General features: G+C 36.2%; 15 protein-coding genes and 1 pseudogene. 7 read left to right on the top strand and 9 right to left on the bottom strand.

The window, feature by feature from the left end; all coding sequences use genetic code 11:
* The first annotated feature begins 15 nt into the window (after positions 1-15).
* The gene (locus IPL24_11625) at positions 16-534 is read left to right on the top strand and encodes a hypothetical protein (GenBank protein MBK8364293.1); all 519 of its coding nucleotides are present in this window, start codon (positions 16-18) and stop codon (positions 532-534) included.
* 6 nt (positions 535-540) lie between these two features.
* Here the strand turns inward: IPL24_11625 and IPL24_11620 are convergent.
* The 5 genes and pseudogenes from IPL24_11620 to IPL24_11600 all read right to left on the bottom strand — a co-directional run bounded on the left by IPL24_11620 (position 541) and on the right by IPL24_11600 (position 6299).
* Positions 541-2134: pseudogene (locus IPL24_11620) on the bottom strand (FAD-dependent oxidoreductase).
* A 61-nt stretch (positions 2135-2195) separates the two neighbouring features.
* Complete coding sequence (locus IPL24_11615; GenBank protein MBK8364292.1) at positions 2196-2810, bottom strand: ferritin-like domain-containing protein; 615 nt, start codon at positions 2808-2810, stop codon at positions 2196-2198.
* 112 nt (positions 2811-2922) lie between these two features.
* Positions 2923-3597 (bottom strand): hypothetical protein, encoded by a 675-nt coding sequence (locus tag IPL24_11610; GenBank protein MBK8364291.1) that lies wholly within the window; start codon positions 3595-3597, stop codon positions 2923-2925.
* Between the two features lie 266 nt (positions 3598-3863).
* Positions 3864-5240, bottom strand: a complete 1377-nt coding sequence (locus tag IPL24_11605; protein ID MBK8364290.1) for a T9SS type A sorting domain-containing protein — start codon at positions 5238-5240, stop codon at positions 3864-3866.
* A 633-nt stretch (positions 5241-5873) separates the two neighbouring features.
* Positions 5874-6299 carry a helix-turn-helix transcriptional regulator gene (locus IPL24_11600; GenBank protein MBK8364289.1) on the bottom strand — a complete coding sequence of 142 codons (426 nt, stop codon included), beginning with the start codon at positions 6297-6299 and terminating at the stop codon, positions 5874-5876.
* Positions 6300-6839: 540 nt separating this feature from the next.
* Between IPL24_11600 and IPL24_11595 the strand changes: the two genes are divergently transcribed.
* Together IPL24_11595 and IPL24_11590 are read left to right on the top strand one after the other, a co-directional pair.
* A complete protein-coding gene (locus IPL24_11595) occupies positions 6840-8243 on the top strand; it encodes an RtcB family protein (GenBank protein MBK8364288.1) in 1404 nt (467 codons plus the stop codon).
* Positions 8244-8250: 7 nt separating this feature from the next.
* Positions 8251-10290, top strand: a complete 2040-nt coding sequence (locus tag IPL24_11590) for a hypothetical protein (GenBank protein ID MBK8364287.1) — start codon at positions 8251-8253, stop codon at positions 10288-10290.
* Between the two features lie 15 nt (positions 10291-10305).
* Here IPL24_11590 and IPL24_11585 read toward each other — a convergent pair whose 3' ends face one another.
* A complete protein-coding gene (locus tag IPL24_11585; GenBank protein ID MBK8364286.1) occupies positions 10306-11913 on the bottom strand; it encodes a hypothetical protein in 1608 nt (535 codons plus the stop codon).
* Between the two features lie 368 nt (positions 11914-12281).
* Here IPL24_11585 and IPL24_11580 point away from each other — a divergent pair, with 368 nt between their 5' ends.
* Positions 12282-18116: a PKD domain-containing protein gene (locus tag IPL24_11580; GenBank protein ID MBK8364285.1), complete on the top strand. Its 5835-nt coding sequence runs from the start codon at positions 12282-12284 to the stop codon at positions 18114-18116.
* A 39-nt stretch (positions 18117-18155) separates the two neighbouring features.
* Here the strand turns inward: IPL24_11580 and IPL24_11575 are convergent, their stop codons facing one another.
* On the bottom strand, positions 18156-19166 hold the full coding sequence (locus IPL24_11575) for a serine hydrolase (GenBank protein MBK8364284.1): 1011 nt from the start codon (positions 19164-19166) through the stop codon (positions 18156-18158).
* 730 nt (positions 19167-19896) lie between these two features.
* On the opposite strand from IPL24_11575, the gene IPL24_11570 reads away from it, so the two are divergent.
* Entirely contained in the window at positions 19897-20757 is an 861-nt protein-coding gene (locus tag IPL24_11570; GenBank protein ID MBK8364283.1) for a hypothetical protein, read from the top strand.
* A gap of 226 nt (positions 20758-20983) precedes the next feature.
* Here IPL24_11570 and IPL24_11565 read toward each other — a convergent pair whose 3' ends face one another.
* On the bottom strand, positions 20984-21991 hold the full coding sequence (locus tag IPL24_11565; GenBank protein MBK8364282.1) for a SpoIIE family protein phosphatase: 1008 nt from the start codon (positions 21989-21991) through the stop codon (positions 20984-20986).
* A gap of 180 nt (positions 21992-22171) precedes the next feature.
* Between IPL24_11565 and IPL24_11560 the strand changes: the two genes are divergently transcribed.
* Together IPL24_11560 and IPL24_11555 are read left to right on the top strand one after the other, a co-directional pair.
* Entirely contained in the window at positions 22172-22678 is a 507-nt protein-coding gene (locus IPL24_11560; GenBank protein MBK8364281.1) for a hypothetical protein, read from the top strand.
* 13 nt (positions 22679-22691) lie between these two features.
* Positions 22692-23069: a DUF1987 domain-containing protein gene (locus IPL24_11555; protein MBK8364280.1), complete on the top strand. Its 378-nt coding sequence runs from the start codon at positions 22692-22694 to the stop codon at positions 23067-23069.
* A 126-nt stretch (positions 23070-23195) separates the two neighbouring features.
* Here IPL24_11555 and IPL24_11550 read toward each other — a convergent pair whose 3' ends face one another.
* Complete coding sequence (locus IPL24_11550) at positions 23196-26234, bottom strand: ATP-binding cassette domain-containing protein (protein MBK8364279.1); 3039 nt, start codon at positions 26232-26234, stop codon at positions 23196-23198.
* Positions 26235-26296: the final 62 nt, after the last annotated feature.

Below are 26296 nucleotides of genomic sequence, written 5' to 3'. Positions count from 1 at the left end.
AATAAAATACCGGATATTTTAATAATTTCACTCAAGCGAAATAAGAATTTTCCCAATAACAGGCTACCTGTATTAATTTATAGAAGTGCGGTAAATCTCCCGAAACAAAAAAACAGATCATCGGAATTACTTCAGAAAATATTTTTAACCAACAACTGGAGTAACACCTGGAAAAATGGAATATATAATTTTCATCACTATCATAGTAATACTCATGAATGCTTAGGAATAAGCATGGGATCGGCATTTCTTATTCTTGGTGGTCCCGGAGGTAAAAGAGTAGAAGTCACTGCCGGAGATATCCTGATTTTGCCGGCCGGTGTCGGGCATAAATGTCTTAAAGCCTCAAAAAATTTTATATGTATTGGTGCTTATCCGGAAGGAAAGGATTATGATACTAATACAGGAACTCCTGCAGAATATAAAAAAGCAATAACAAAAATTCGTACTTTATCCATTCCTCAGAAGGATCCGGTGTATGGCAAAAAAGGATTTCTGAAAAATTACTGGAAGAAGACTATAAAAAAACAGTGACTTTTCTTAATCACGGATTATTTCATCTTCACTGTAATATTTCAAAGGAGAATTAGCAGGACCGTTTAACACATTACCTAAATGATCAAACCTGCTTCCATGGCAGGGACAATCCCAACTTTTTTCATCAGAATTCCAGTTTACAATGCATTTTAAATGTGTGCACTCTGCAGAAACAAAGTGCAGTTCATTTTTTTCATCAACAAAAACGCCATATTTCTTTTTATCTATTTCTACAACTTTAGCTTCGCCGGTTTTGATTTCATAAACATTTTCATTTTCCGGATGATCAGGTTTGTTTTTCAGATAAGCTACAAACCCTCCTGCAACTTCTTTAAAAAAACTGATCCTTTTTAAAGATCTTAAATCGCGATGGAGAATAAATATCTTCGTATTTATTTTCTCTGCCTAGAATTAGATCCGGGATAAGTAGACCGCTGATTGTTCCATGGGTCATTCCATTTCCGGAATCTCCGGTAACTATATAAATGTTTTTACTATCCATAGGATTGTGTCCTATGTATGCAAGACAGTCCATTGGTTCCATAACTTGTCCTGACCATCGGTAAATAATATTTTTTATCGGGAAGAATGTGCGACACCATTTTTCAAGCAGATCATACCTGTTTGATTCTGAAATCCCTTTACCATCGGCATCCGGCAGACCTGTAGGATGATCTTCTCCACCGCAAATCAATAGGTCAAAATCTTCATTGTATTTTTGAAGTCGGATATAATGATATGGAGCGAGATCGCTATTAAGGTCAAAATTTCCTGTATCCCACCACAAGGCATTAGGTAAATAGTTTTTTTCAATTAAAGCACCGATAACATAAGTACGATATGCATATTGTTTGAGATGCATTACAACTTTATTGTTTACCGGTGTATTAGTTGCGACAACAACGTGTTTGGCGTTTACTTTAAAATCACCGTCAGTGATAATTCCTTCTTCAGAAATCTCTCTGGCATGAGTATCAGTAAAAAATTTACCTCCATTTCTTTGAATTGCCTTACTTAGACCGCTAATATATTTTAACGGATGAAACTGCGCCTGGTCTTTAAATTCAAGACAAGGCTTTAAAATAAATTCAGTCCCGGGAATCCCTTTTTTAAGTTCAACTTCAAGCCCCGCATTTTTACAAGCATTAAATTCTTTCTCTAATGAATTGTCATCATCAGTTGGATGCTGAAAAAGGTAACCATTTAACCTTAAGAAATCGCAATCAATGCTTTCTGATCTTATCGTATCTTCAATAAAATCAATAGCTTCTTTGTGGCTGGCATGAATCAATTTTGTTTTTTCTTTTCCATAAATTCTTTCCAGTTCATAGTACCTGTCATCAAGTGCAGTGACCAAATGAGCAGTAGTCTTGCCGGTTTCTCCGCTTCCAATACTACCTGCTTCTACAAGAACGACATTTAAGTTTTGTCTTGATAAATTATATGCAATAGTTACTCCTGCTATACCACCGCCAACAATTACTACATCAGTTGTTAAATTTTCCGTCAGTTTTGAATATAACAAAGAGTTGTCATTGTTAGTATCATGCCAGACACTTATATGCTGTTTTGATAAATTGCCCTGATCTCTATTCATAATATTAATATAAATGATACCAGCCATTTCATGAAAAATAGCTGGTATCAAATTAGTTTAATTATTTGGATTCAACTTCCTCTTCCTCTTCTTCCTCAGCTGCCTGAATATTAACTGCAGAAAGAGCTACTTCCGTCAGAGTTTCGTCTGCACCTTTTTCTTCTTCCAGAGTCATTTCAAATAATTCTACTGCATCAGTCAGTCCGAGTGTTTCGGCAAACTGACGAAGAGTTCCATAAGACGCTATCTCATAGTGTTCAACTTTCTGACCAGCTGAAATGATTCCGGCGTCGCGCATAGATCCTTCATCTGTATCTTTCATGATCTCTTCTGCTTCTTTTATAAGACCGTCCATTGCTTCACATTTTTTTGCAACAGCTTTTTTTCCAATGATGCCGAATATTTCTTCGCATCTGCTTACTTGTTCTTCTGTCTCCTGTAAATGATTTTCCAGTGCTTCAATTAATTCTTCCGATGTGGCTTTTTTGATCATCTTTGGAATGGCTTTAGTTAATGCCTTTTCAGCCCAATAAATGTCTTTCAATTCATCTTCAAATAACTTCATCAGTTTTGAAGATTCCATTCCTTCTGATTTTGAAGACTGATTTGCGCTGCTTCCCTTCTTTGAAGTTGCTTTGCCTTTTCTGTTTTTTGTTTGAGAAACTGAATTTTTCATTTTCTGTTTTTTTAGATGTTATAATTAGATATACTTAAATTGTATGCCTTTCATATTGGAAATCCCTGGAGTATAAAAAAAATTTTAAAAAATATTTTAAGTCATATTCTTCTTATTTATATTCATCATGAGAAGAATCTACTGCTTTTGATTGCGGTGAGCCAATTTGCCTTAAGTAAATACTTAGGAAAACAAGAACCATAACTGAGAGAAATTCACTTTGCCAGTTCTGGAAGGATTCGAACCAAAATCTGGAATCTTTTATATATTCGATAGCACTTACCTGAGGTTTTAATTCCAGAGTATTTTTCATATTCTGATCTTTGAGGCTGCCATACCAATGAGCAATAAAACTTAAAATGAACAATAGAAATAATGCAATAGAAAGAGAGTATTTGTAAATTGATAGAATCCATCCGCCTTTTAAAACCGGCCATGGTGCATCTTTGTGACTTTGTGGTTCTTTGTCACTTTCATCCTCTTTGCCGATTTCTTTGGATTCTGAGGAACCTTTTTGTCTCAGGAAAATAGTGAAGACAACAAACAATCCCATTTGAAAGAATTCACTTTCCCAATTTTCAAAGGTGCTCTGAATGAAATGTCCCGAAAACAAATAATGATAAATTGATATAGATGGCTGGTGGTGTGTAGTCAGAAAGTCATTATACTCTTTATGACCCATAATAATCTGACCAATCTGGAAAATAGCAAAAAGAAGAGCAAATACAATGATCAGACTATTGCTGTAAATGAAAGAGTTTCTATTTGATTTTTTAACCTTTTTCATTACAAATATATAGAGGGTTGCATACCCTGGTTCTAATTATAATAATATTTGAGTAACCACACTTTAAAATAATATGCCAAAGAATTTTATAGAGCAAAAAAATGACTTATAGTAATTTAAAAAAGCTGACAAAACATTACGAATTTGATTTTAAAGATCTGGTGAATTGTGAAATAAAAAATGCCAAGGCAACGCAGTCACCTTGGCATGGTTTACCCGCCATATGTAAAATTGTAATCGGGATTCGTAATTCGAATACCGCCTAACTAGTTTTTTATTATTTTACTTGTACGCATTTTGTCACTCGATAAAATTGTTACAAAATAAATTCCTGAGTTATATTCAGTGAGATCAAGTGAATATTTTCCATTGATTTCTGTTTTTATTACAACTCGCCCTCTGATGTCGGAAACAGTAAGTGTAGCCTGACCTTTATTCTCAATTGTTGTAAAACCTGAAGTAGGGTTAGGGTACATTTCAATTGTTTCTGATGTTGTTGAAGATATTCCTGTTGTCCCATTAAGTGTTACTCTGTATGCGAAATACAAAAAAGTGGATGTGTCGACTCCATAGCCTGCAACGTATAATCCATTTGGAGAAATACTTTCAGCAGTGTAAACCTGATGCGTATATGTTGAATCTCCTAATTCATTTCTTATGTACGTATTAAATTCCTGAAGTCCGTTTTCATGTGTCCAGATAAATGGAGTTCGTGGATCACCAAAGAAAAATCCGTCAAACCAACCCACCACAATTGATCCGTCGGCAGAAATTCCTGATACATATCCATTTCCTAATCCCGGAAAAGTTCCTAAATTGATAACGCCTGAATCCCTGCTCCAGATCCATGGTTCGTTATTGTTTGCGAAATCACCGTAACCACCGATCCAGTTTCCATCTGCTGAAACGGCACTGCATTCTCCGATCTGATTATATTCGTCATTAGGATTTCCTGCAGTGTCAATTAAAATATATTCGTTGGGGAAATATCCACCGGCAGGATTTTTTCTCCATACCGCAGATTTCCATGGACCATTAAAATCCTGCCACCCAACTACTACACTGCCATCATAGTTTGTTGCATTTGCACGAGTGCTTCTGCCGAAAAATAAAGTTCCAAGATCCATCAGACCTTCAATGTTGTTATGCGCTACTGCATGAGTGTATGCAAGACCACCGGTTGTGTCAGCCCACGAATTTCCGACAACTACGTTTCCATCTCCCGATATACCATAGCCACCACCTTTTGTGCTGTCAACTGAAAATCCTAAACTTCCAAGTGCTGTCCATGTATCAAGTGAGCGATCATATAATGAAATCTCTGCGCCGCCATTGCCCATACTTGTACCACATATAAAATTACCATTTTCTGAAAAACGTGCTTGCCCGCCAACACCTAAGCCCGGGGCAACTCCGCCAATATTGACAATTGCATTTGCAGAATCCGGAAGCCAAATCGACCAGTTTCCACCTTGCGTTTCGTAACCTGAAACTTTTCCATCATTAGTTACACTGTTTGTGGAATAAATTATATCGTTTACAATATACTGCGCTGATAAATAATTTGAATTTATATGGACGATTAAGGCCAACATTATTACCGCAAATTTTTGAAATCTGATGAGGGTGTAGAATATTTTCATTTTTTTGAATTTTAATTTAAGTGCGAATGTAATTATACATTGAATTAATGTTTAGACACTACTGTCCAATGATGGGAAGTGTAAAGTTTTCACAGTTAAGGATAAAATATTCATTTTTTCAAACTTTAATTTCCTGCTTCAAACATACTCCAAATTTCCATTCTTCAAAGACAATTTTTTTACTAACCAATACCATTCCTCATTCAAAAAAGAACCCGCATTTAAGCGGTTACGAATGTCGCTTAAAATAAAGTCCTTTGTTTATTTAATAATGCTTACGGCTGGCGTGGATAGTCTTGCAAGAGGGGAAAAATGCGGGGTTACCTTGCAGGGCGTCAAAGAACTTAAAAATAAAATTTATCGGATTAATCAAATCAGTTGGAGCATTTATTATTCAAATAGCCCCGGGGCGAAATTTGCCATTTTTTATCGCATTAATTATCCTGCAAAAATGCAATTATTTTAAGTGAAAATGCAATTACTCCCAGTGTCAGGCTGATTAAAAGAACTTTATAGCTTTATCCCGTCCACTTTTTTTAAAAAATATTTTCATTTCATCTAAAAAGGATTTAAGCCATTCGTAATTCATATTTTCTTCAGTCATACGATGAAAAAGTATATCTGCTGTCATCATTAACATTTAAAGGCGACATCGGGTTTGTGATGTAAGCCAAGCATTTCTATCCATAATGGCATGACCGGTAATGTCATCATTCCGATTGCAGTTTCAAAACTTGTTTTATAATCCGGAATTTGTCTGTTATTACGGAGATGACGATTAAATAATATATATTCTTTTTCTTCAACCATGGCATGTAAAAATTCCGGGTCCATTGTTTTGCAAGCTTTAACTCTTTCCGATGCCCTTTGGGCTCTTGTTAAATGATATTCAAGTAACTTCTCCTGAAAAATTTCCATGTCTGCAAAATGGTGATAAAAAGACGAGCGACTGATACCAATTTTTTTTGCTATCAGGTCTATTTTTAATCCTGATAGGCCATCCCTGGAAAATAAAGAGTATCCCGTTTCTATCCACGGTTGATCAATAGTGCTTTTCATTTAATGAGAAATGCGAGAGTTGATTACTTTGTAAATATTTTGAACTAAGGTATTAAAATAAACTAAAAATTCCTGATTTTTGGAAAGGGAAATTGCATATGGAATGGGATATAGAAGCAATTTTTACTGGCAGATAATGGATACAATAGAAAACAGAATTTTACGAACTACAAAAACAAATAATTATTTATTTTACTTGACATTTGATTTTTTTAATTTACATTTGCATCAGAATAAAAATTTAACCACCAGAAAAAACGAAAATATTATGTTAGCACTTAACCAACATACGAAGTTTTAAACCGGAAATTGCTGATATTATCATATTAAGCCCGGTTTATACCGGGCTTTTTTATTTGTTCTTTTTTGTAATTACGAAAAAGATCAAACAGAACTCTGGAAGACAGAAAAATCCGGAACCTACTAATTATTTATTAAAAAAATCTTAGACAAGATTTTCTTGTAATGCTATTGTATTGCAAAAAAAAATCGCTGCTATGCGGCTTGGGAAAAGACTGTCTATACCCTAAAAAAAAGATCATGGGAAAGAATCTCATAAAGGGAAAACATCTTCGAAAAGTTGATTTCCCGAATGAAGTTGCTAAAAGTTTAGCAATAAATATATTAACAAAACATTATAAACATAATACAACAGAAGAAAAATTAGAAATATTAAAAAACATTTTACTGGCTCCGGAAGAATTCCTGAATCACGTAAATCTTAGTTCATTGGCCAATGCAATTCTAGGTAAACCAAAAGTAAAAACGGATTACCAGGTTCATATGCTTAAACATGCTGGTGATTTCAACATTTATGGGGAAAGACTTATATCCGGAAATGCAAAGGAACAAATGGTAGCTGCAATGAAATTACCAATTTCAGTCAAAGGAGCTTTAATGCCCGATGCGCATCATGGATATGGTTTGCCCATAGGCGGTGTACTTGCAACTGATAATGCTGTAATTCCATATGGAGTTGGATTGGACATCGGTTGCAGAATGGCTTTGAGTATATATTCATTGCCTGAAGATTATATTCAGAAGAAAGAATATGATCTGCAAAAAGCTCTGAGACGCTATACGCATTTCGGAACTGATGGAGCATTAGACTTCGATGTCAATCATGAAATATTAGAAAGAGAAGAGTTTTTATTAACACCTCTTTTAAAAAGACTTCATGGTAAAGCCTGGTTTCAATTAGGCTCTTCCGGTACGGGAAATCATTTTGTTGAATTTGGAAATGTAGTTCTGCATTCTGATAACAATCTTAATCTCCCTGAAGGAAATTACATCGGACTACTATCGCATAGCGGTTCGCGTGGAATGGGTGCTGCTATTGCGGCAACATATACAAAGCTTGCGCTTCAGAAATGTAAATTGCCAAAAGGATTTCAGCAACTGGCTTGGTTGAGTCTTGACGATGAAGCAGGGCAGGAGTATTGGATGTCAATGAATCTTGCCGGTGATTATGCAAAAGCCTGCCATGATGTTATTCATAAAAATCTGGAAAGAGTTCTTGGTTTGAATCCGGTTCTGAAAGTTGAGAACCATCACAACTTTGCATGGAAAGAAATTCATGATGGACGCGAATTGATAGTTCACAGAAAAGGTGCAACACCTGCAGCGAAAAATCAACTGGGGATAATTCCGGGAAGTATGACGAGCAAAGGGTATATAGTAAGTGGACTTGGACTTGACGGTTCATTGAATTCTGCTGCGCATGGCGCAGGGAGAAAAATGTCGAGAACGGAAGCGCGGGAAACAATTATGAAGTCAGTAATGAATGCAAACCTGGCTGAAAATAAAACGATGTTAATCGGTGGAAGTGTTGAAGAATCATCTCTTGCATACAAAGACATCGAAACTGTAATGAAGAACCAGACAGGGCTTATTAAAATTGAAGGATCATTCACACCAAAAATTGTCAGAATGAATAAAAGTTAAAATTAAAATGGAAGCTAAAATAATATATCAAAAAATAATTGCAAAAAAGGAGTTGCTATCAAAGATCAATGTTCAGCTCAAGTCTGAATTCATTGGACTTGAGCGGATCATTGATGAAGTATTGGATCTGCTTATGCCTTGGTTTCTGTTTCCGGATGCTCAGTTAAGACCTACTATAATAAATATGTGGGGATTAACCGGCACAGGGAAAACCGCACTTGTAAACAGGATCGTTGAATTGCTGGATCACAAAAAGCTCTATGTCCAGATGGACATGGGAGAATTTGAATCAGATTCTGCGAGTTGGATAAAGACCATGTTCACAGATGATCTTGAATTTTTTCATCAGCAAAACGGAATAATTTGTTTCGATGAATTTCAGTTTGCACGATCTGTTAGCAGCGAAGGTAAGGAATTAGGAAAGGATAAACTTAGAGTAATCTGGGAAATGCTTGATAGTGGTAAGATCAATTATATACCGTATCAGAATTCATATTATCTGATCAGAGCAGAACTTTGTTTAATGAATCTGCAAAAGTGTGGAGATAAAGGAGTGCTGATTGAGAATGGCATAGTCGTTGAAAAGGAAAAAGAATTTCTGGAAACCTTTAGTGAATATTATTTTGAGAATAATACACGTAGTGGTCATGCTGTAGACAAATCTTATTTTCATTCTGAAGATTTTATTGACGGTTTATATTTCCTTTTTAAGGATGAATCAGTTTCACGAATCAAGTTAAAGGAACGAATTGAAAAGTGTGATCTCTTCGGATTGGTCAGAGTTATAGTAGAAGGGACTAACCAGCGAAATGCAGTAAAACAAATTGATCTTTCTAAATCAATAATTTTCGTACTGGGGAATCTGGATGAAGCATATTATATGAGTAATAGTCTCAACCCGGATATAAGTGCCGATGAATTATATGAATCTACTTGTAAGATCAATATTGCACATATTAAGAATGCGCTGAAAAAAAGATTCAGAAATGAGCAGATTGCACGACTAGGGAATAATCACATTATCTACCGGTCTTTTACAAAGCAGAATTTCAGAGATCTCATTTCGCAGAAATTGTCGGGCTTAAATGAATATGTCAAAAATAAATTTGACCTCAATATTAATTTTAGCAATAGCGTTATTGATGTAATTTATGGTGAAGGGGTTTTTCCCGCACAAGGCACACGTCCGGTCTTTACAACGATAAAAAATCTTATCGAAGGGAATATCAGTAAAGTTGTTTTGCATATTATCACAAATCAGATACCTGCAAAAGCTGTTGACTGGTCTTGTGAAAATGAGAGATTCGTTTTTAAATTCATAGATAGTGAAGGAAGTGTAATATCAATTCATAAAGAAAAAATACTATTGAAAATTGGAGAACTTCGTAAATCGGATAACAGGAATGTTCAGGCACATACTGCTGTTCATGAATCAGGCCATGCGATATTAGCTGCGTTAACTTTAAAAATAATTCCCTCTTTAGTTGTTTCAAAAACAGCTTCAGCTACGAGTGAAGGATTTTGTATAGTAAATATGCCGGAAGGACCGATGACTCTTGAAGTAATGAAAAAGGAAATAATTATCGGCTTAGGAGGATACGTAGCGGAAAAATTAATATTTGGTGAGGAGAATACATGTTCCGGAGTTTCTCAGGATATAGAGCGCGTAAGCGAACTGGCTAACCGTGCAATTAAAGAATATGCAATGGGCGATGATCCGATATTTATTCGCTTCGCTTCAACGAAGGATGATCTCGCAATCTTACATCAGCATACACATACTGAAGAAGTTCTGAAGCTTGTAAGAGAATGTGAGAAAATCGCAACGGATATTTTAGAACGTAATAAATTATTGTTACTTAAAATGTCGCAGTTTCTGACTGACAATTCCCGAATGGAAGAAAATCAGATTCTTGATATCGTTTGTGAATTTGCAGCTGAAGAATGGGTCAGTAACAGTGCTTTCGTAAAAAAGGATAGTTACTTCCGGTTTGAGGATATGATTACATCGCAGATTGAAGAACATATGAAGAAAAAAATGTATTAACGCTACCTCATTTCGTTACGGCCTGAGAACTGAAATATTTAGAAGCGAATTATTTTCCATAATACTTTGGTCAGTAGATTCAACTACATAATCACCATTCAAATCAAATGAGTTGTAACCTGACGTAAAGAGAACGAGTCGTTGTTCGATTGATGCAAGGTCATTGAGGTTGATATTTCCATTCTGATCAGTATCGCCACTGTATAGTGCAAAGTTGCCGTCGTTCAAATTTGATAAATTTCCGCCAAATGCTTTTGTTGCTAAGTCAGTAAATGAATAAGAGAGGGAAATTGAATTGAATAATATTGGAAGGTTACTCCAGGTTTCCATCGAATGTCTATGCTTTATCACCACATAATAACTTTTTCCAAAAGTACTTGCAGGAAAAGTTATACTAACGTTTCCATTGATATCGACAATTTTTTTCATTGAAGATTCCAGTGTCTTTCCTGCATCATTTTTCCGCAATTCAATAGTGATGGTGTCGCAATTCAATGGAAAATTAATACTATCGAGTACCGGCCGCATTTTTCCTCCGCCTCTATAAAACCCCTGGATGAATACTTTCAGATTCAAAACAACAGGATTTGTATTTGTACAACTTCCGGGAGAAGTAAATGGATTAAACCATCTTAAACAATCTTGTTTATAGGCCGTAGGTTCCACACTTTCAACATCACGACAAAGCCATACGCTTACGTTAGTGCTGTCATTACATTTTGGTGTTATCGCAAATCCTTCGACGTTTTTGTTAGTGTCAAGAGGTGTTGCAAGAAAGTACTCACTCTTAACGTTGAACTTCCTGTTCCCGCCGGTTACTGATGTTGTAATCAGATCTGTTGCTTCTATTGAATTTGGCCCTGCATTGTGAAGGATATACAATAATCCTGTAGTCCTTTCAAATGCCAGATCACAACTTTCATTATTGTTTGTTTTGTATTTTCCTACAAATGCAAAATCATTACTGACATTTGGATTGATGTCGAAGACCCAGATTTCGCCTAGCCTTTGATGTGCTACAAATATTAATCCACCCATTCCTTTTACTGATGCAGTATATGCTAATCCTGTTGCCTGGCTGATAAATCCAATTGCCAATAAGAAACTATCCGGAACAAAGGCAATTCCCTCCGGCCCGACATTTCCGGTGTTGGTCATTGTTGATGGTGCAGCAGTAATGTTCCAGGATTTTGATAGCGTTACACCCGTCGGAGAAAAATTTGCGTTGTGCGTGTATTTCCGGATTTGGTAGTTGTCTTCATCGATAGTATAGAACTCATTTGCACTTAAGTTCACTTGAGTTATTCCTTCCGGGCCTCCTGCGTATGTAATGTTTGCAATCTGCGAGAAAGTATTATTCGCAATATTTAATTGAAGTACACGTAATTTTCCATCTCCATGCGAAACGTATAATCTGTTTGTTGTGCTATTCAAAAACAAACTGCTTAATTCTGTTAGTCCACTGGTACTCATTACCGAAGTTAAATTTGCAGCTGCAGACCAGCTTTCTGACGGCCATGCAGATTGAGCACTTAATTCCATTGAACAATAAAGGTTAGCGTATATAAATATTGAAAGTATCAGAGTTCTTATTTGAAAAACTCCAGTGAAAGTTAAATTCATTTTAATTTTTTAATAATTAAAAGCTATAATTTTATTAATTCCTTAATTGTTGGATTCGATTTTACCTTCAGTAGTTGCCAGTGAACTTCCTGATATAACAGTTGGTCCGGGAAAATGTAAGCCTGCATTCATACCGAAAAACCAGTTGTCGGTTGAATGTTGTGCAATGATTGAATTGCTTAGAAAAACACAGGAAATTATAAGTAGTATTATTTCATGCGGTTTTTTTTAAATTCTAAGATAGGAAATATAAAGTATCCGCAGCAAAAACCCATTAAAACCCAATAAACTTGCATATTACAGCCCCTTTCTCTATTTTTAACATTCACGCTAAAAAAGCGTGTTACTGCCAATACCTGTAATTTACCGTGTACACGAAATCCACCACTTTCAAACCGGCTTTGCTCGGATTGATTTACTTTCTGTTTATCCAGAATTTATTTGCAGCTCCGGTTGCAGATTTTTCTATTTCTAATTCTTTTCCGTGCACGAATCAAAGTGTTGTTTTTACAAATGCTTCTTCTGGAACAATAACAACTTATTCATGGAACTTTGGTGCAGGAGCTTCACCAACTACATCTTCTTCATCAACATCAGTAAATGTGTTGTTTTCGTCCGCAGGAGATTATAATGTTACACTTACAGTTTCAGGGCCTGATGGAACTCATTCTGCTACCAAACTTGTAAAAGTTTCAACAGTAGCTCCGGTTCTTTCCGGATCAGTTTCCGGATCATCAAGTGTTTGTTTAAATGCAACTAGTCTGGCATATTCTATAACACCTGTTTCTTCTGCCGGTTCTTATAACTGGACAGTGCCTGCCGGAGGATCTGTAACTTCAGGACAAGGCACATCATCAATCGTTGCATCGTTTGGAACTACTCCGGGAAATGTCTGTGTTACCGCAACGAATGGTTGTGGTACAGGAAATCAAATTTGTAAATCTGTTGATATTGCAAAAGAGCAGGTTGTTTTTATGAATTACAATTTGTTGAATTATCCGGCTCAGTCTACTATCACTTCGGATACATCAACAAGAAATCCTTATTTCCGGACTATCGTTCAATATGCAAATCCTGATATACTAGTAGCTCAGGAAGTCACGGGTCAAAATGGTGTAGATTTTTTTCTGAATAATGTTCTGAACTCTACAGGAAATAATTATTCTGCAGGAATCTTCATCAATGGCTTCGATACAGACAATGCAATATTTTTTAAGACATCGAAATTTACTTTTGTTTCAAATACACCAATAGAAACTGATCTCAGAGATATTTCTGAATTTAAATTAGTCCACATTTTATCAGGTGATACTTTCCGAATTTATTCTGTGCATTTAAAAGCAAGTAATACTGCTCCTGACGAAGCTCAGCGTGCTCAGGAAGTAGATACATTACGTAAGTATACAAATGCATTACCTTCAGGAAGTAATTTTATTGTATGTGGTGATTTCAATTTCTACAGATCAAGCGAAAGCGCTTACCAGAAATTACTTGCAGTTACTCCCGGGGTTGATGGTCACTTTATTGACCCTATCGTTATGTCCGGGACATGGAACAATGTAAGTTTTGCGCCCTATCACACTCAATCGCCCAGAGTAAGAGCTTTTGGTGGTGGATCTACCGGCGGACTAAATGACCGGTTTGACCTGGTACTTTTTTCAAATGCTTTAATGCAGTCGGGAGGAGTTTCTTATGTTGCCGGTTCTACGTTTCCTCTCGGAAACGATGGCAATCATTACAATGATTCTATCAATCAACTTCCCAACACTGCTGTTCCTGTTAATATTGCAAATGCTCTTCATTATGCTGCCGATCATTTACCGCTTATCTGTCAACTGGAATTTCAAAATTCATCTTGCCCTATTGCAGATCTTGGAGTCAGTGGTCTTGCATCGCCTTCAATTAATATCTGTACATCGGGAGCACAAACTATTCAGGTTAATGTGAAAAATTATGGTACGAGTAGTATCAATTTTGCATTCAATAATCTGCAGATTACCGGACAAGTTGTTCACCCTTCATCATCTGTTCAAAGTTTGTCTGCGATAATAAGTTCCGGTACATTGAATCCCGGAGCAACAATGATGATTCCTCTTACAGGCATCGTCAACATGTCTGCTTCCGGAAATTATTTATTTTCTGCTTCAACTAATTTCTCAGGTGACACAATTAGCACAAACAATGCGATGCCTTCAACAACAGTTGCTGTTTATCCAAATACAAGTGCATCTATCACTGCCGGTGGACCAACTTCATTTTGTCCGGGCGGGAATGTTGTCCTTAGTTGTAATCAAACATCTGGTGTAACTTACCAATGGAAAAAGAATGGAACAGATATTGTCAATGCTACTTCTGTAAACTATACTGCTAATCAAACCGGAAATTATCAAGTACAAGTGCAATCTTCAAATTCAATCACTACAAATTATCCGGCTGCAACGTTTTCAAATGTAAATTCATATACAATACCTAATAACAGTTGTACCGGTGCTTCAAGTACTATTGCAATAGCTGGCTATATCGGCAATGTTGCCTCTTCCGGAATTTCTGTTAAAATAAATCTTAATCACACAGCAGTTGGAGATCTCGTTGTTTTTCTGCAATCGAATTCAGGTGAAGTTCTTGGACTAAGCAATCGGACCGGCAATTCATCCAATACGGGTGATAATTTTGTCAATACAATTTTTTCTGATGGAGGTTCCGGGCAATTGCCAACAACGGGTGCCCCTTACAGTAGTACATATAAACCATGGACTTCAGTTTTTACATCATGTATCACAAGCACTAAAACAACTTTCGCTGCATTGAATAGTGGGACATTAAATCCTAATGGGAATTGGCGACTTTGGGTCTATGACAGAGCTTCAGGAAATTCAGGTGGAACAATTGTAAATTGGTCGATTTCCTTTCCTTCTTATTCAGTTAATAGTATTTTGATTTGCGATCCCGTTTTGTCTGCCCCAATTAATGTAACAGTCAATCCAATACCAATAATTAGTTTTACTCCTGCAGTTCCTGTGATTTGTTCAAATACAGGAACGAATATTACTGCATCCGGTGCTAACAGCTATTTTTGGTCTCCTGCATCGGGATTAAATTTGACTTCAGGAGCGACTGTTTTTGCTAATCCTGCAAATTCAACTATTTATACTGTAACAGGAACAAGTTCGAGTGGCTGTGTTGGGACTTCAACAATTTCGGTGAATTTGTTTACGCAACCTGTTGTTACTTTCAGCCCGTTGAATCCTGTTTGTGTTACAACAGATCCGTTTACTCTTACCGGCGGATCGCCTTCAGGCGGGAATTATTCCGGACCTGGTGTTGCATCAGGAATTTTTGATCCGGGAACAGCTGGATTAGGTACTCATACAATTTCTTACCTGTATACAGATGGGAATGGCTGTAGCGTAAGTGCATCACAAACTATTTCAGTTACAGGATTTCCTGTTGCAACTGTTAGTCCTGCTGGTCCAATTACATTATGTCAATCATCAACAATTAATCTTTCAACGATCGCCGGTTATTCTTACTTATGGTCGAATGGTGCAACAACTCAATCGATCAGTGTTAGTACAAGCGGAAGCTATTCAGTTGTTGTTTCTGATAACAGTGGTTGCTCAGCGACATCATCAGATGTTGTTGTTTCTACAAGTACATTGGGATTTGAATATCAGATATTTTCTGAATCAATGGGCAGTGTAGGAGGGACAACATCAATGACTGCTCATGAATCTGCGAATGGATTCGATAATGATTTGCTTACAATGTCGGGAAGTGGTGATGTAAGGAACACAACTCCTTCAGCGGGATATTCCGGTGCTTCAGGAACAGGAAATATATTTATAACTAATACAGCAGGAAGAAATTTTATTATTTCCGGAATAAATACCTCAGGAATGACAGGACTTCAAATGTCTTTTGGAATATTTAAATCCACAACAGCAGGGACGGGCTCAGATTTGCTTGTTCAATATAGTGTCGATGGTATAAATTACACAACTCTTTCTTATGCACTTCTTCCTACTGGAAGCGGAACTGCAACGTGGGCTCTAAGAACAGTAACTGGATTACCCGCCTCATCTAATTTATCAATTCAATTTATTCACACAGGAGTAACTTCTGCCCAGTACAGAATTGATGATGTAATATTAATTTCACAAGATCCGACTCCGGGCATTACAGTTACCGGAAATAATAACTTGTGTCAGGGTAGTTCAGTGTTACTTACATCTGATATTGGTGCAAGTTATGTATGGAGTTCAGGACAAACAACACAGTCAATTACCGTAAATACACCGGACAATTATTTTTGTGCTATCACTTCATCGAATGGTTGTACAGCTTTGTCTGATACAATTTCTATTACATCTAATCCTGAAATATTTAATTTGTCCGGTGGTGGAAATTACTGTACAGGAAATTCTGCGCCGGCAATTTTGCTTTCAGGAAGTCAGTTAAATGTTAATTACCAATTACAATTGAATGCCGGAAATACCGGAACACCAATATCAGGAACAGGCTCGACATTAGATTTTGGCTCACAACATCTTTCAGGAAATTATTCTGTAGTGGCAACTTACATTCCAACATCATGTACTGCTACGATGAATGGTATGGTTTCAGTAACAGAAAATTTATTACCCAATGAATTTTCAATTACCGGAAATTCCAGCTATTGTTCGGGTAGTACGGGAACTTTACTTGGCTTATCAGGTTCAGAATCCAATTGTAGTTATCAATTAAAAAGAAATGGTAATTCAATCGGTATACCGGTTTCCGGAAATGGAAATCCGATTTCATTCGGATATCAGAATATACCAGGTGTCTATTCAGTTGTATCAACGAATGGAATCACATCATGTAGTTTATCATTAAATTCTACGTTGACGGTTAATGAAGATATTTCTCCAATACAATATGGAGTTGCAGGTGGTGGAGGAATTTGTCCCGGTGCAGGCGGATTAAATATTACTCTTTCAAATTCTCAGACCGGAGTAAATTATGAGTTGTTTGATTTTAACGGAAGCACAGGCATTAATTTTCCTGGAACAGGTTCTTCGATTTCCTTCGGGAGTTTTGCTGCTACGGGAAATTATTACATTATCGCAAATGATTTGAGCACTTCATGTTTGAGTATTATGTCTGATACAATTTTGATTTCTCAATTACCCGTACCAACAATTTTTAGTGTAACAGGTGGCGGAAGTTTCTGCTCTGTTCCGGATGCCGGAGTTGCAGTTGGGCTGAACAATTCTGAAACCGGAGTAGATTATTCTTTGTTCAATAATTCTGTTTATGCTGGAACAACTGTGTCAGGAACCGGAACAGGATTAAGTTTCGGTAACAGAAATTTGGCAGGACTTTATACTGTCATAGCTACTAAGACGACTTCCGGTTGTACATCCACTATGAATACGTTTGCCGAAGTAGTACGAAATACTGCAAGTTTTTGGTATGCCGATACGGATAATGATGGTTACGGAAATCCTGCAATCTATATTCAGGATTGTGAACAACCATCTGGATATATCAGTAACAATACTGATTGCAATGATGGAAATGATCTGATCAATCCGGATGCATTGGAAGTATGTGGAAATAGTTTAGATGACAATTGCAATGGGTTTATTGATGAAGATTGCAATATAAATCTTAATCTGACGATTTTTATACAGGGATATTATCAAGGTTTGTCGGTAATGAATTCTCCTCTGAATTCACCGGTAATTTCTGATACAATTGTAATCGAACTTGCATCTTCTGTTTTTCCTTATTCAATTCAGTTTATTGATACAACATTTATTTCGGTAGAGGGTGAAGTTGTATCTGAATTTCCAAATTCAATTTTGAATTCCCAGTATTACATTGTTGTTGAACACAGAAATTCACTTCAAACATGGAGCGCATCGCCTGTTTTATTTGATCAGACGCCGATAAGTTATGATTTCACAGACGCAGCAAATAAAGCGTTTGGAAATAATTTGTGTAGCAACGGTGATGGAACTTTTTCAATTTTCAGCGGCGATCTTAATAAAAACGGACAGATCAATAACGAAGATCTGTTGATAATGGAAAATGCCTTTGTTGATTTTGTTGAAAATTATCACTTGTACGATATATCAGGTGATAATAACATTGAGTCGTACGATTACAGTTTGCTCGAAAACAATGCCTTCAATTCAATACTGTTGAGTAAGCCTTGAAGAAAATGTCAATCATAGAGATTCTATTTCGTGAATTCTTTAAATGCCATTTTGCATTTTATATTCATCAAAAGCGATCTTAGAAATATCACCTAAAATTGTACTTAGTTGTGTCAAAGAATTTCCTTTAGTCATTACTCCAATAAGATATGGGGTTTTGTTAAAAAAGACAATTCCAAATTCGTGTAACTGGGCCTTGCTGCCAAAGATCCGTTCTCCAAATTTATGAGACATTTTTACATTTGGATCAATACCTTTTTTCAGTCCATTATTATACGTACTGTAGGTCATCATTTTCAAAGCATACTCTGAGTATTCAGGACGAGTATAAGTAGAGCTATAAAGTACTCTGAAGAATTTGCAGAAGTCGTTAACAGAGATGTAATATTCTGTAACAGGATTTGGAATAGGAATGTTCAGGTCTTTAAAGATACCGTTGAAAATATTTACATTCATTTGTTCACCTAAAAGAATAGTAGCATCATTATCGGAATGTACCATCATTGCAGTCAATAAACCTTCGATAGTATAGTGAACACCTTCTTTAAGCTGAAAATCTTTTATGTTCTGATTGATCGCCTGTGAAAAATGTTTTGAAAAATATACTTTTTTGTTTAAGATATTCGGATTCGATTCCGCCATTTTCATAAACGTGATCAGATAAGCAACCTTGATCATGCTTGCAGGATTATAAGTTTGGTTAGGATTTATTGAAAACCAGGCACCATTATCGAGTTTACGGAAATAAACAGAGATCTCGTCTGCTTTTTGTTCTGATCGTGCAGCATTAACATAGGTTTCGATCTTATCGTGAATATTTCTTAGAGATGCACTTTCCTCTGAGATGTCTGTAAGAATTAGTGGATGGGTCAATTCATAATCTTTTAACCGGACCTGTTCCATGGATGCGGGACAATTCACCACTTGATGTATTTCTGATGATTCGGAGGAAGTTTTTTTGCCGGATAAAATATATTTTCCGCTTGCAAAGGCGCCGCATGCTAACAAAATGACAATGTATAGCGGCAAGTTTAATTTAAATAATTTCATGATTTTATCGAACACAATTTAGGGCTAGTGTTTTATTTAACTAAGAAGTCCGTGCTATTTTCAGAACGGGACTGCAAGTTTAATACATATATATAGGTATTCCATGAATATTAGGCGAACTGAGGCTTTTCCACCGCATATCCTGCTTTAATTTTGGTAACTCTTTTCTGACTATCGTCATAAAGTAACGTAAGTAGCTGAAAATCAATATTTAGGAATTTACTACAGATTAATAAGATATAACATTTTAAAGTGAATGATTGTTTCGTGGTTAACAAAACCAATGCAATTATATATTAGGAATAACCTGAGTAATACAACTGACATTAAGTTTGGTTTGAATGCAGCTGACGGAATTTTTTTTGTTTGTAATAGTTGTTGATCATCACATTTCAGATTTCATCTTCATTTAAAGACCAACTTTAAAAAATTATTAAATAAAAATTTCTTCTTCAATTCATGTTAAGAATTCAAAAACATTCTATGCCTTAGATGATTTTTAAAATACATTTCAAATTTTTTGAATCCTTATCTGTTTAAGTCATGTTTAAATGAGAATGATAAATTGGTTTATCTACAATCATTGCCTGATAACTTTTTATCGTTCATCACATTGCCTCCTAATTTAGTATCGTTCTTTGTAACATAATAATTGAATTTTAACCTTGCTGTTCGGGAAGTTGACATCCTCTTTAACACTTCTTTCTGAACCAGCTAAACATATACAAACATGAAAAAACTAATTTTTGCAATTGCAACAATGTTAGTTATCGCCGGATGCGATAACAGACAAGCTGAAATCGATTCAGCAAAACGTACGAGCGATTCTCTTTCTTCTGTGATCAGCGAAAGAGACAATTCTATCAATGAATTCCTTTCTGCCTTCAATGAAATTGAAAGCAATCTTGATTCTGTAGCACACAAACAAGATGCTATCAGTGTCAACGTTGAGAAGCAAGGCGAGATGAAATCAACTTCACGTGAGCGGATCAATCAGAATATTGCTGCTATCAATGACTTGATGGATCAAAACCGCAAGAAAATTGCTGAGTTGAACCGTAAAGTAAAAGCATCAGGCGGAAAGGTTAAGGAATTTGAAAAAATGATCAAGTTACTTAATGATCAGATTGCTCAGAAAGATCTGGAATTAGTTGCATTGAATGAAAAACTTGCAAACTTAAATACGCAGGTTGCACAACTTCAGACTTCTGTTGATACATTGACGAATACTTCAATGGCTCAGAGAAAAACTATTGATGATCAAACAACAGCTCTTCATACTGCTTATTATGTAGTAGGAAAACAAAAAGATCTTCAGGAAGCAAAAGTGATCAACCGTACAGGTGGTTTTATTGGAATTGGAAAATCTCCAAAACTTGCACCGAATGTTGACAACAGTAAATTCAACAAAATCGATTATGTTGTTACAAACAACATTCCTATCGATAGTAAAACAGCTAAGATCGTTACATCACATCCGGCTGATTCTTATACGTTGAATACAGAAAATAAAAAAGTAGTTAGTCTTCAAATCACTAACCCTGAAAAATTCTGGAGTGCTTCGAAATATCTTGTAGTAGTTAAGAACTAATTTTTTTTAGAGCAGAAGGGGGGGGTTTTTTTTGGGGGGGTGTGGGGGGGGGCCTTCCCGGGCCCCCCTTTTTTTTTTTCTCCCCCCTGCCCCCTCACCCTTTTTTCTTGTATTTTTGTTGAACTTTTTTTTTTGCTCAAAATAACTAAAACTATCTTTGATTAAGATAGATGTGTCACATGGATTACTATAGATTATTCTTGACAACTCGATTATTAATTATTCATTAGTTAACAACAACCCCGACAACCAACACATCATCCACCTGTTCATACTTTCCTTTCCATGTGTTGAAATAATTTAATAAAGTATCGTGTTGATTTATCATGGGTGTTTGACTGATTCCACGGATCAATTCCCGGAATTTTTTTGTCATGATCTTTTTGCCTTCTATCCCACCAAACTGATCTGCATAGCCATCAGTATATAGATAAAGTCGATCTCCTTTTTCCAGAATTACTTTTTGTGATTTAAAAGTTCTGTTCTCATCTGCGTTGAATCCGCCAATAGGTAATTTATCGGGTTTTATCAGCTCTGTTGTATCGTTTCTTTCAATATGCAGTGGACGATTTGCGCCTGCAAATTGCAATGTCATTTCTGCCCTGTCGATAACACACATTGCAATGTCCATTCCCCCGTGTGAAGAAGTTTGTTTCTGACGAAGTGCTTCTACAATTCCTTCATTAAGTTCATTGAGGATCTTTGCAGGATCAGTAAACTTGTTTTGCAGTATGATCTGTTTTAGTAAAGCCGTTCCTACCATACTCATAAAAGCACCGGCAACTCCATGTCCGGTACAATCGGCAACTGCAAGATAGATCCTGTCATTAAATTCTTCAAGGAAATAAAAATCGCCACTCACAATATCCTTGGGCATATACAAAACAAAACCATCAGTGAAAATTTTATCGATCGAATCTGCATGCGGCATTATTGCAGATTGAATATTCTTGGCATAATGCAGGCTGTCCAGTATCTCCTGATTTTGTTGTGAAATGGATAAATGTTTTCTTTCCAGATCCCATTTCTGAACCATTACATTGTACGATCGGTCACTAAGTTTGTCAGAGATCTTTTTATTCTCAGCTGCATATTTTTTGGTGATATATCTGTATAGAAAAAAACCGGTGATGAGTAAGATTATATTTCCGGATAGAAGCAGCCATCCCGCCATATCGCTGAATAAATTCTGATTCCGGATCTGCCCTGACAGGATAGTTATATAAAGCAACATACAGACTTTATGAAAGTGAATGGTTCACAAAAGTAGCATTTTCATCAAGTTGGGCAAATTTGCAGGTCTTTGCCGCGGTTCTGCTGATTAAATTCGGAATTATTTGTAATATTGGGAACCAATTCAATCCGGAACCACTCCTTTATGCTGTCTAATTTTGTGAATGTACACTTGAGTAAAATGAGCGCCGCAAAAGTGCTCTATACTTTCCAAGGTGTCATTGATGAGAGTATTACCGGTAAAATTTCTGAATTGATGGATAAGCATTTTGAAGAAATGAATATCCCAACCGAAAGAAGGAAAAAATTTTTCCTGATCATGGTTGAATGTGTTCAGAATGTTTTTCATCATCAGCTGAAGCCGGAGCATGAAGGACAACCATTTGAATCAGGCATCATTGTTTCCAATGATGATAATTCAAATTACAGAATTGTTTCCGGAAATTATATTGTGAATGATTCGATCAAAGCGTTGGGTGAAAAAATCGAAAGGATGAATGCTATGACACCTGAACAACTTCGTACCTATTACCAGGAATCACTCTCTGTCGCTGAACTTTCCGAAAAAGGAGGTGCCGGTCTGGGAATTCTGGACATGGCACGAAAATCGAAAATGCCATTGGAATATGAATTTGTTCCTATCGACGAACATTACTCATTCTTTATTTTAGCTATCTCAATACCATAAATATTACTACCAGATGAATAATTTAATCATAGAAGAAAGTATAAAGACACCATCGGTTTCTTTTGCTGCTACAACAGGAATTCTTGAATTGAAAGGTAAGTCTATACCGGAAAACTCTCTGGAATTTTACCGCCCTGTTTTTGAATGGATAGATAATTATGGTCAGTCGCCAAATTCTTCAACGGAATTAAAAGTAAGATTGGAATATTTTAATACCAGCTCTTCGAAATGTTTGCTGGATGTTTTTCGCAGACTTGAAACAATCAATCTCAGTGGCAAGAGCAGCGTGAAAGTAAGCTGGTTTTATGATGTCGACGATGAAGATATGATGGAAGCAGGCGAAGATTATAGTGCACTGGTGAAAATTCCGTTTGAAATGATGAAGGCTTAGTCGTTCAATTGCTATGTGTAATTTTAACACTAAGATCACTGAGTTTTCAGCACAAGAACACAAGTGATAATTTAAAATGAGTGTGTGCTCTTGTGATAAATTTTAGTGAACTTAGTGTTATATTTTTTATTTCCGTTTTGAAAACAATTCAATCACTTTCCTGAATATATCAAACTGCAAAGTAATATAAAGCGTAAGAGACATAAGCCAGATCACCAGCATGTTTATGTACAAGGTGTTTGTCTTATTTCCGAAAACAATTTTTGAATATGAGAACATTGGTGCCTTTGAAAAACTTTCATTTGGATTTTCATGGAACACCGGTTCAAAACGCTGAATTATCTTTTCGTCTGTAATAACTAACCTTTCAACCTGGTTGCTGTTTCTAACCATCTCTTCAAGACTTTCATTTTCATATCTGTTTTTCATCCAAAGAAATCCTGCTTCACCGTCTTTTCCTGACGTCATCCCTTCAATCTTTCTTTCTTTTGCCTCATTTGCTTTATTGAATTTTTCAATGTAAAACTCTCTTAACTCATCCATCGTACTTCGAAGTAAAGTGATAGTACCCGGGTTTACATTTTCATAGGTCAATTGAGAAACGAGTACAGCCTTTTTTGAATTTAACAAAGCGGGCTCCGAACTAAGCTCAGTTTTCAAAATTGTAATAGGAACATTAATAGAATCTTTACTTGCTTTGTTCAGCATCATTCTTTCAAGCCGGTCTGTCTTTTCACGCATTGCTGCAACCCACCAGTCTTTCTTAAAAGTAGCCTGACTCATAGTAGCTTCTTCTGAATAGAATTGTTTTTCAAACGGGTTATTGGCAAACTGTTCAACAGTGAGTGCTTCATAGGACCATCGTGAAGTCATAACATTTCCAATCAATGGCACTCCTTCATTACAATTTATCAGAGGATGTAATTTGTCGTATCTGACGATGACTCCACTCAATAATATTTGTGGGATCAACAGGAACGGAATCAATATGTAAACGGTAACAGCCGAATCAAGTGCTGCTGAAATATTCAACCCAAGTAAATTTGCAAAACAACTTGTAGTGAATAAGATCATCCAATACGTCATGTTCATATCATGAATTCCCATCAATGCATTTCCGATCAATACAAAGCATAAAGTTTGAATTGCTGAAATTATAAACAGCAAACTAACCTTACTGAGAAAATAACTTGTTTTACTTAAATGCAGAAACTTCTCTCTTTGTCTGATCTTCCTGTCGCGGATAATCTCTTCTGCACTCACAGAAAGTCCCATGAACAAAGAAACAATTACACAGATGAAAAGGTAAGCCGGTAAATTTGGATTTGAGATCAGTTCGTAGTCAGATGCTGAAGAATACCGCAGTATAAATCCAAGAACCAGTGCCAGAACCGGTGCTTCAAGTAAATTGATCAGCATGTATTGTTTGTTGCTGAGTTTAGAAAGCAGATCGCGTGTAAAGAAGATCTTCCACTGAGAGAATGGTCCGGCTTTTTTATTTCTTTTTACAGATAATTCCAGTTTGCTGTCTTCAACATTTGCTGTCTCTATATTTTTGTAAAGTTCATTCCATTCTTTAGGAGTTATTTTTCTGTTGTTTGTTGACTTACCGAATTCATCGACTTCATGTAGTTCAATTATATTGAATAATTGCTCGGGATTTATATTTCCACAGACAGAGCATTCACTTTGTTCGGCATCGGTAAGATGAACCTGACGTTTAAAATAGATCAGAGCATCTGCCGGATTGCCGAAGTATACCGGGTATCCGCCCGTATCGAGCATGTATAGCTGATCGAATAAACGAAAGATATCTGAAGATGGCTGATGGATAACAACAAAGATCAACTTGCCACTCAAAGCAAGTTGTTTCAATAAATCCATTACGTTTTCTGCATCTCTCGATGACAAACCGGATGTCGGTTCATCAACAAATAATATCGATGGCTCACGTACAAGTTCCAGTCCTATATTCAGCCGCTTTCTTTGTCCACCACTAATTGTTTTGTTCAATACACTTCCAACCTTCAGATCCTTTATTTCCATCAATCCTAAAGAATCTAAAACGTCAAGTACTTTGGTTTGAATGGCATCATCACTTAATTCACCAAAGCAAAGTTTAGTATTGTAAAATAAATTCTGAAAGACACTTAACTCTTCGATCAGCAGATCATCCTGAGGAATATTTCCTATTAGTCCTTCAGCGATATTTCCTTCATAAATATTTTTTCCGTTGATGAGAACTTGTCCTGATGATGGTTTCATACTTCCATTCAGAACATTGAGCAATGTAGATTTTCCGGCACCGCTGCCACCCATAATACCGGTCAGATTTCCGGAGTTGACAGTAAAATTTATGTTGTGAAGCCCTTTTTTCCCATTGCTGAAAACATAATCAATATTTCTTGCTGAAAACTGAAAGGTATCAGACTCATTCGACGAAAGAAATGGCCGGATAATGTCTCTGTAATAAATAGGCTTTAAACGTGAACAACGGATAACAGCACCCTGTGTAATTACTGCTGCTCTGCTATTGTCAATCGGTTGGCCATTGGCAATAAATGAGTCTTGTCCACGGTATGACAAGAAAAATATTCCAGCATTTTTCAAATAGAGGAAGATCATTATTCCATCTAAATCATCATGCAATAATTGATGTGCATTCTGAATGTCGATGTTCTCGCGCGCAGTTACTATCAGTACATTTTGTGAATCAAAATCTTTTAGAATAGATTTTGAAGTTGCAAGCGATTGACAAAGGGAATATTCTTCACTGCTGATGTTAAAAACATTTGCAACCGTTTCTAAAAATTCTTTTTCCGGTTCTGTAATTTCCAGTTCCGAAGATTGCATAAATTCTGCAAGACGTAAAAAAACGATGTACTTCTGACGAGTATTTAATTCTTTGTTGATCTCAGTACAGATTCGTAATGCCCGCACGGAACTGAATGCAATTTTTTTTCTTGTTCGTGTGATATCATCGCTACTGCCTGAATACTTTTCCATGTATTCATCAAACAGACGCAGATACTCATCGACACGCTGTAAGCTTACCTGCTGTCTTAAAAATCCTTCAACAACAGATCGGCTTTGTAATGTTAATCGTTCCAGGGCGGCTCCAATAGCAAAAAGTTGCATCAGAGCCTGGAGTATTTTTTCACTCATAGGTAGTCAAATATAATAAAAGCTTTCTGTATAAGTCAAAAATCACAATTCAAAAGTAAAAA

This window comes from Bacteroidota bacterium, assembly GCA_016711505.1.
Lineage (GTDB): Bacteria > Bacteroidota > Bacteroidia > AKYH767-A > 2013-40CM-41-45 > JADKIH01.
Note: the sequence above shows the minus strand (reverse complement) of the source record. Positions and strands in the feature narration are given on the sequence as shown.

Excerpts from the sequence above, each read along its gene's own strand:
- IPL24_11615 (MBK8364292.1), bottom strand. The coding sequence starts at position 2,810 with ATGAAAAATTCAGTTTCTCAAACAAAAAACAGAAAAGGCAAAGCAACT.
- IPL24_11610 (MBK8364291.1), bottom strand. The coding sequence starts at position 3,597 with ATGAAAAAGGTTAAAAAATCAAATAGAAACTCTTTCATTTACAGCAAT.
- IPL24_11605 (MBK8364290.1), bottom strand. The coding sequence starts at position 5,240 with ATGAAAATATTCTACACCCTCATCAGATTTCAAAAATTTGCGGTAATA.
- IPL24_11600 (MBK8364289.1), bottom strand. The coding sequence starts at position 6,299 with ATGAAAAGCACTATTGATCAACCGTGGATAGAAACGGGATACTCTTTA.
- IPL24_11595 (MBK8364288.1), top strand. The coding sequence starts at position 6,840 with ATGGGAAAGAATCTCATAAAGGGAAAACATCTTCGAAAAGTTGATTTC.
- IPL24_11590 (MBK8364287.1), top strand. The coding sequence starts at position 8,251 with ATGGAAGCTAAAATAATATATCAAAAAATAATTGCAAAAAAGGAGTTG.
- IPL24_11585 (MBK8364286.1), bottom strand. The coding sequence starts at position 11,913 with ATGAATTTAACTTTCACTGGAGTTTTTCAAATAAGAACTCTGATACTT.
- IPL24_11575 (MBK8364284.1), bottom strand. The coding sequence starts at position 19,166 with ATGAAATTATTTAAATTAAACTTGCCGCTATACATTGTCATTTTGTTA.
- IPL24_11570 (MBK8364283.1), top strand. The coding sequence starts at position 19,897 with ATGAAAAAACTAATTTTTGCAATTGCAACAATGTTAGTTATCGCCGGA.
- IPL24_11565 (MBK8364282.1), bottom strand. The coding sequence starts at position 21,991 with ATGTTGCTTTATATAACTATCCTGTCAGGGCAGATCCGGAATCAGAAT.
- IPL24_11560 (MBK8364281.1), top strand. The coding sequence starts at position 22,172 with ATGAGCGCCGCAAAAGTGCTCTATACTTTCCAAGGTGTCATTGATGAG.
- IPL24_11555 (MBK8364280.1), top strand. The coding sequence starts at position 22,692 with ATGAATAATTTAATCATAGAAGAAAGTATAAAGACACCATCGGTTTCT.
- IPL24_11550 (MBK8364279.1), bottom strand. The coding sequence starts at position 26,234 with ATGAGTGAAAAAATACTCCAGGCTCTGATGCAACTTTTTGCTATTGGA.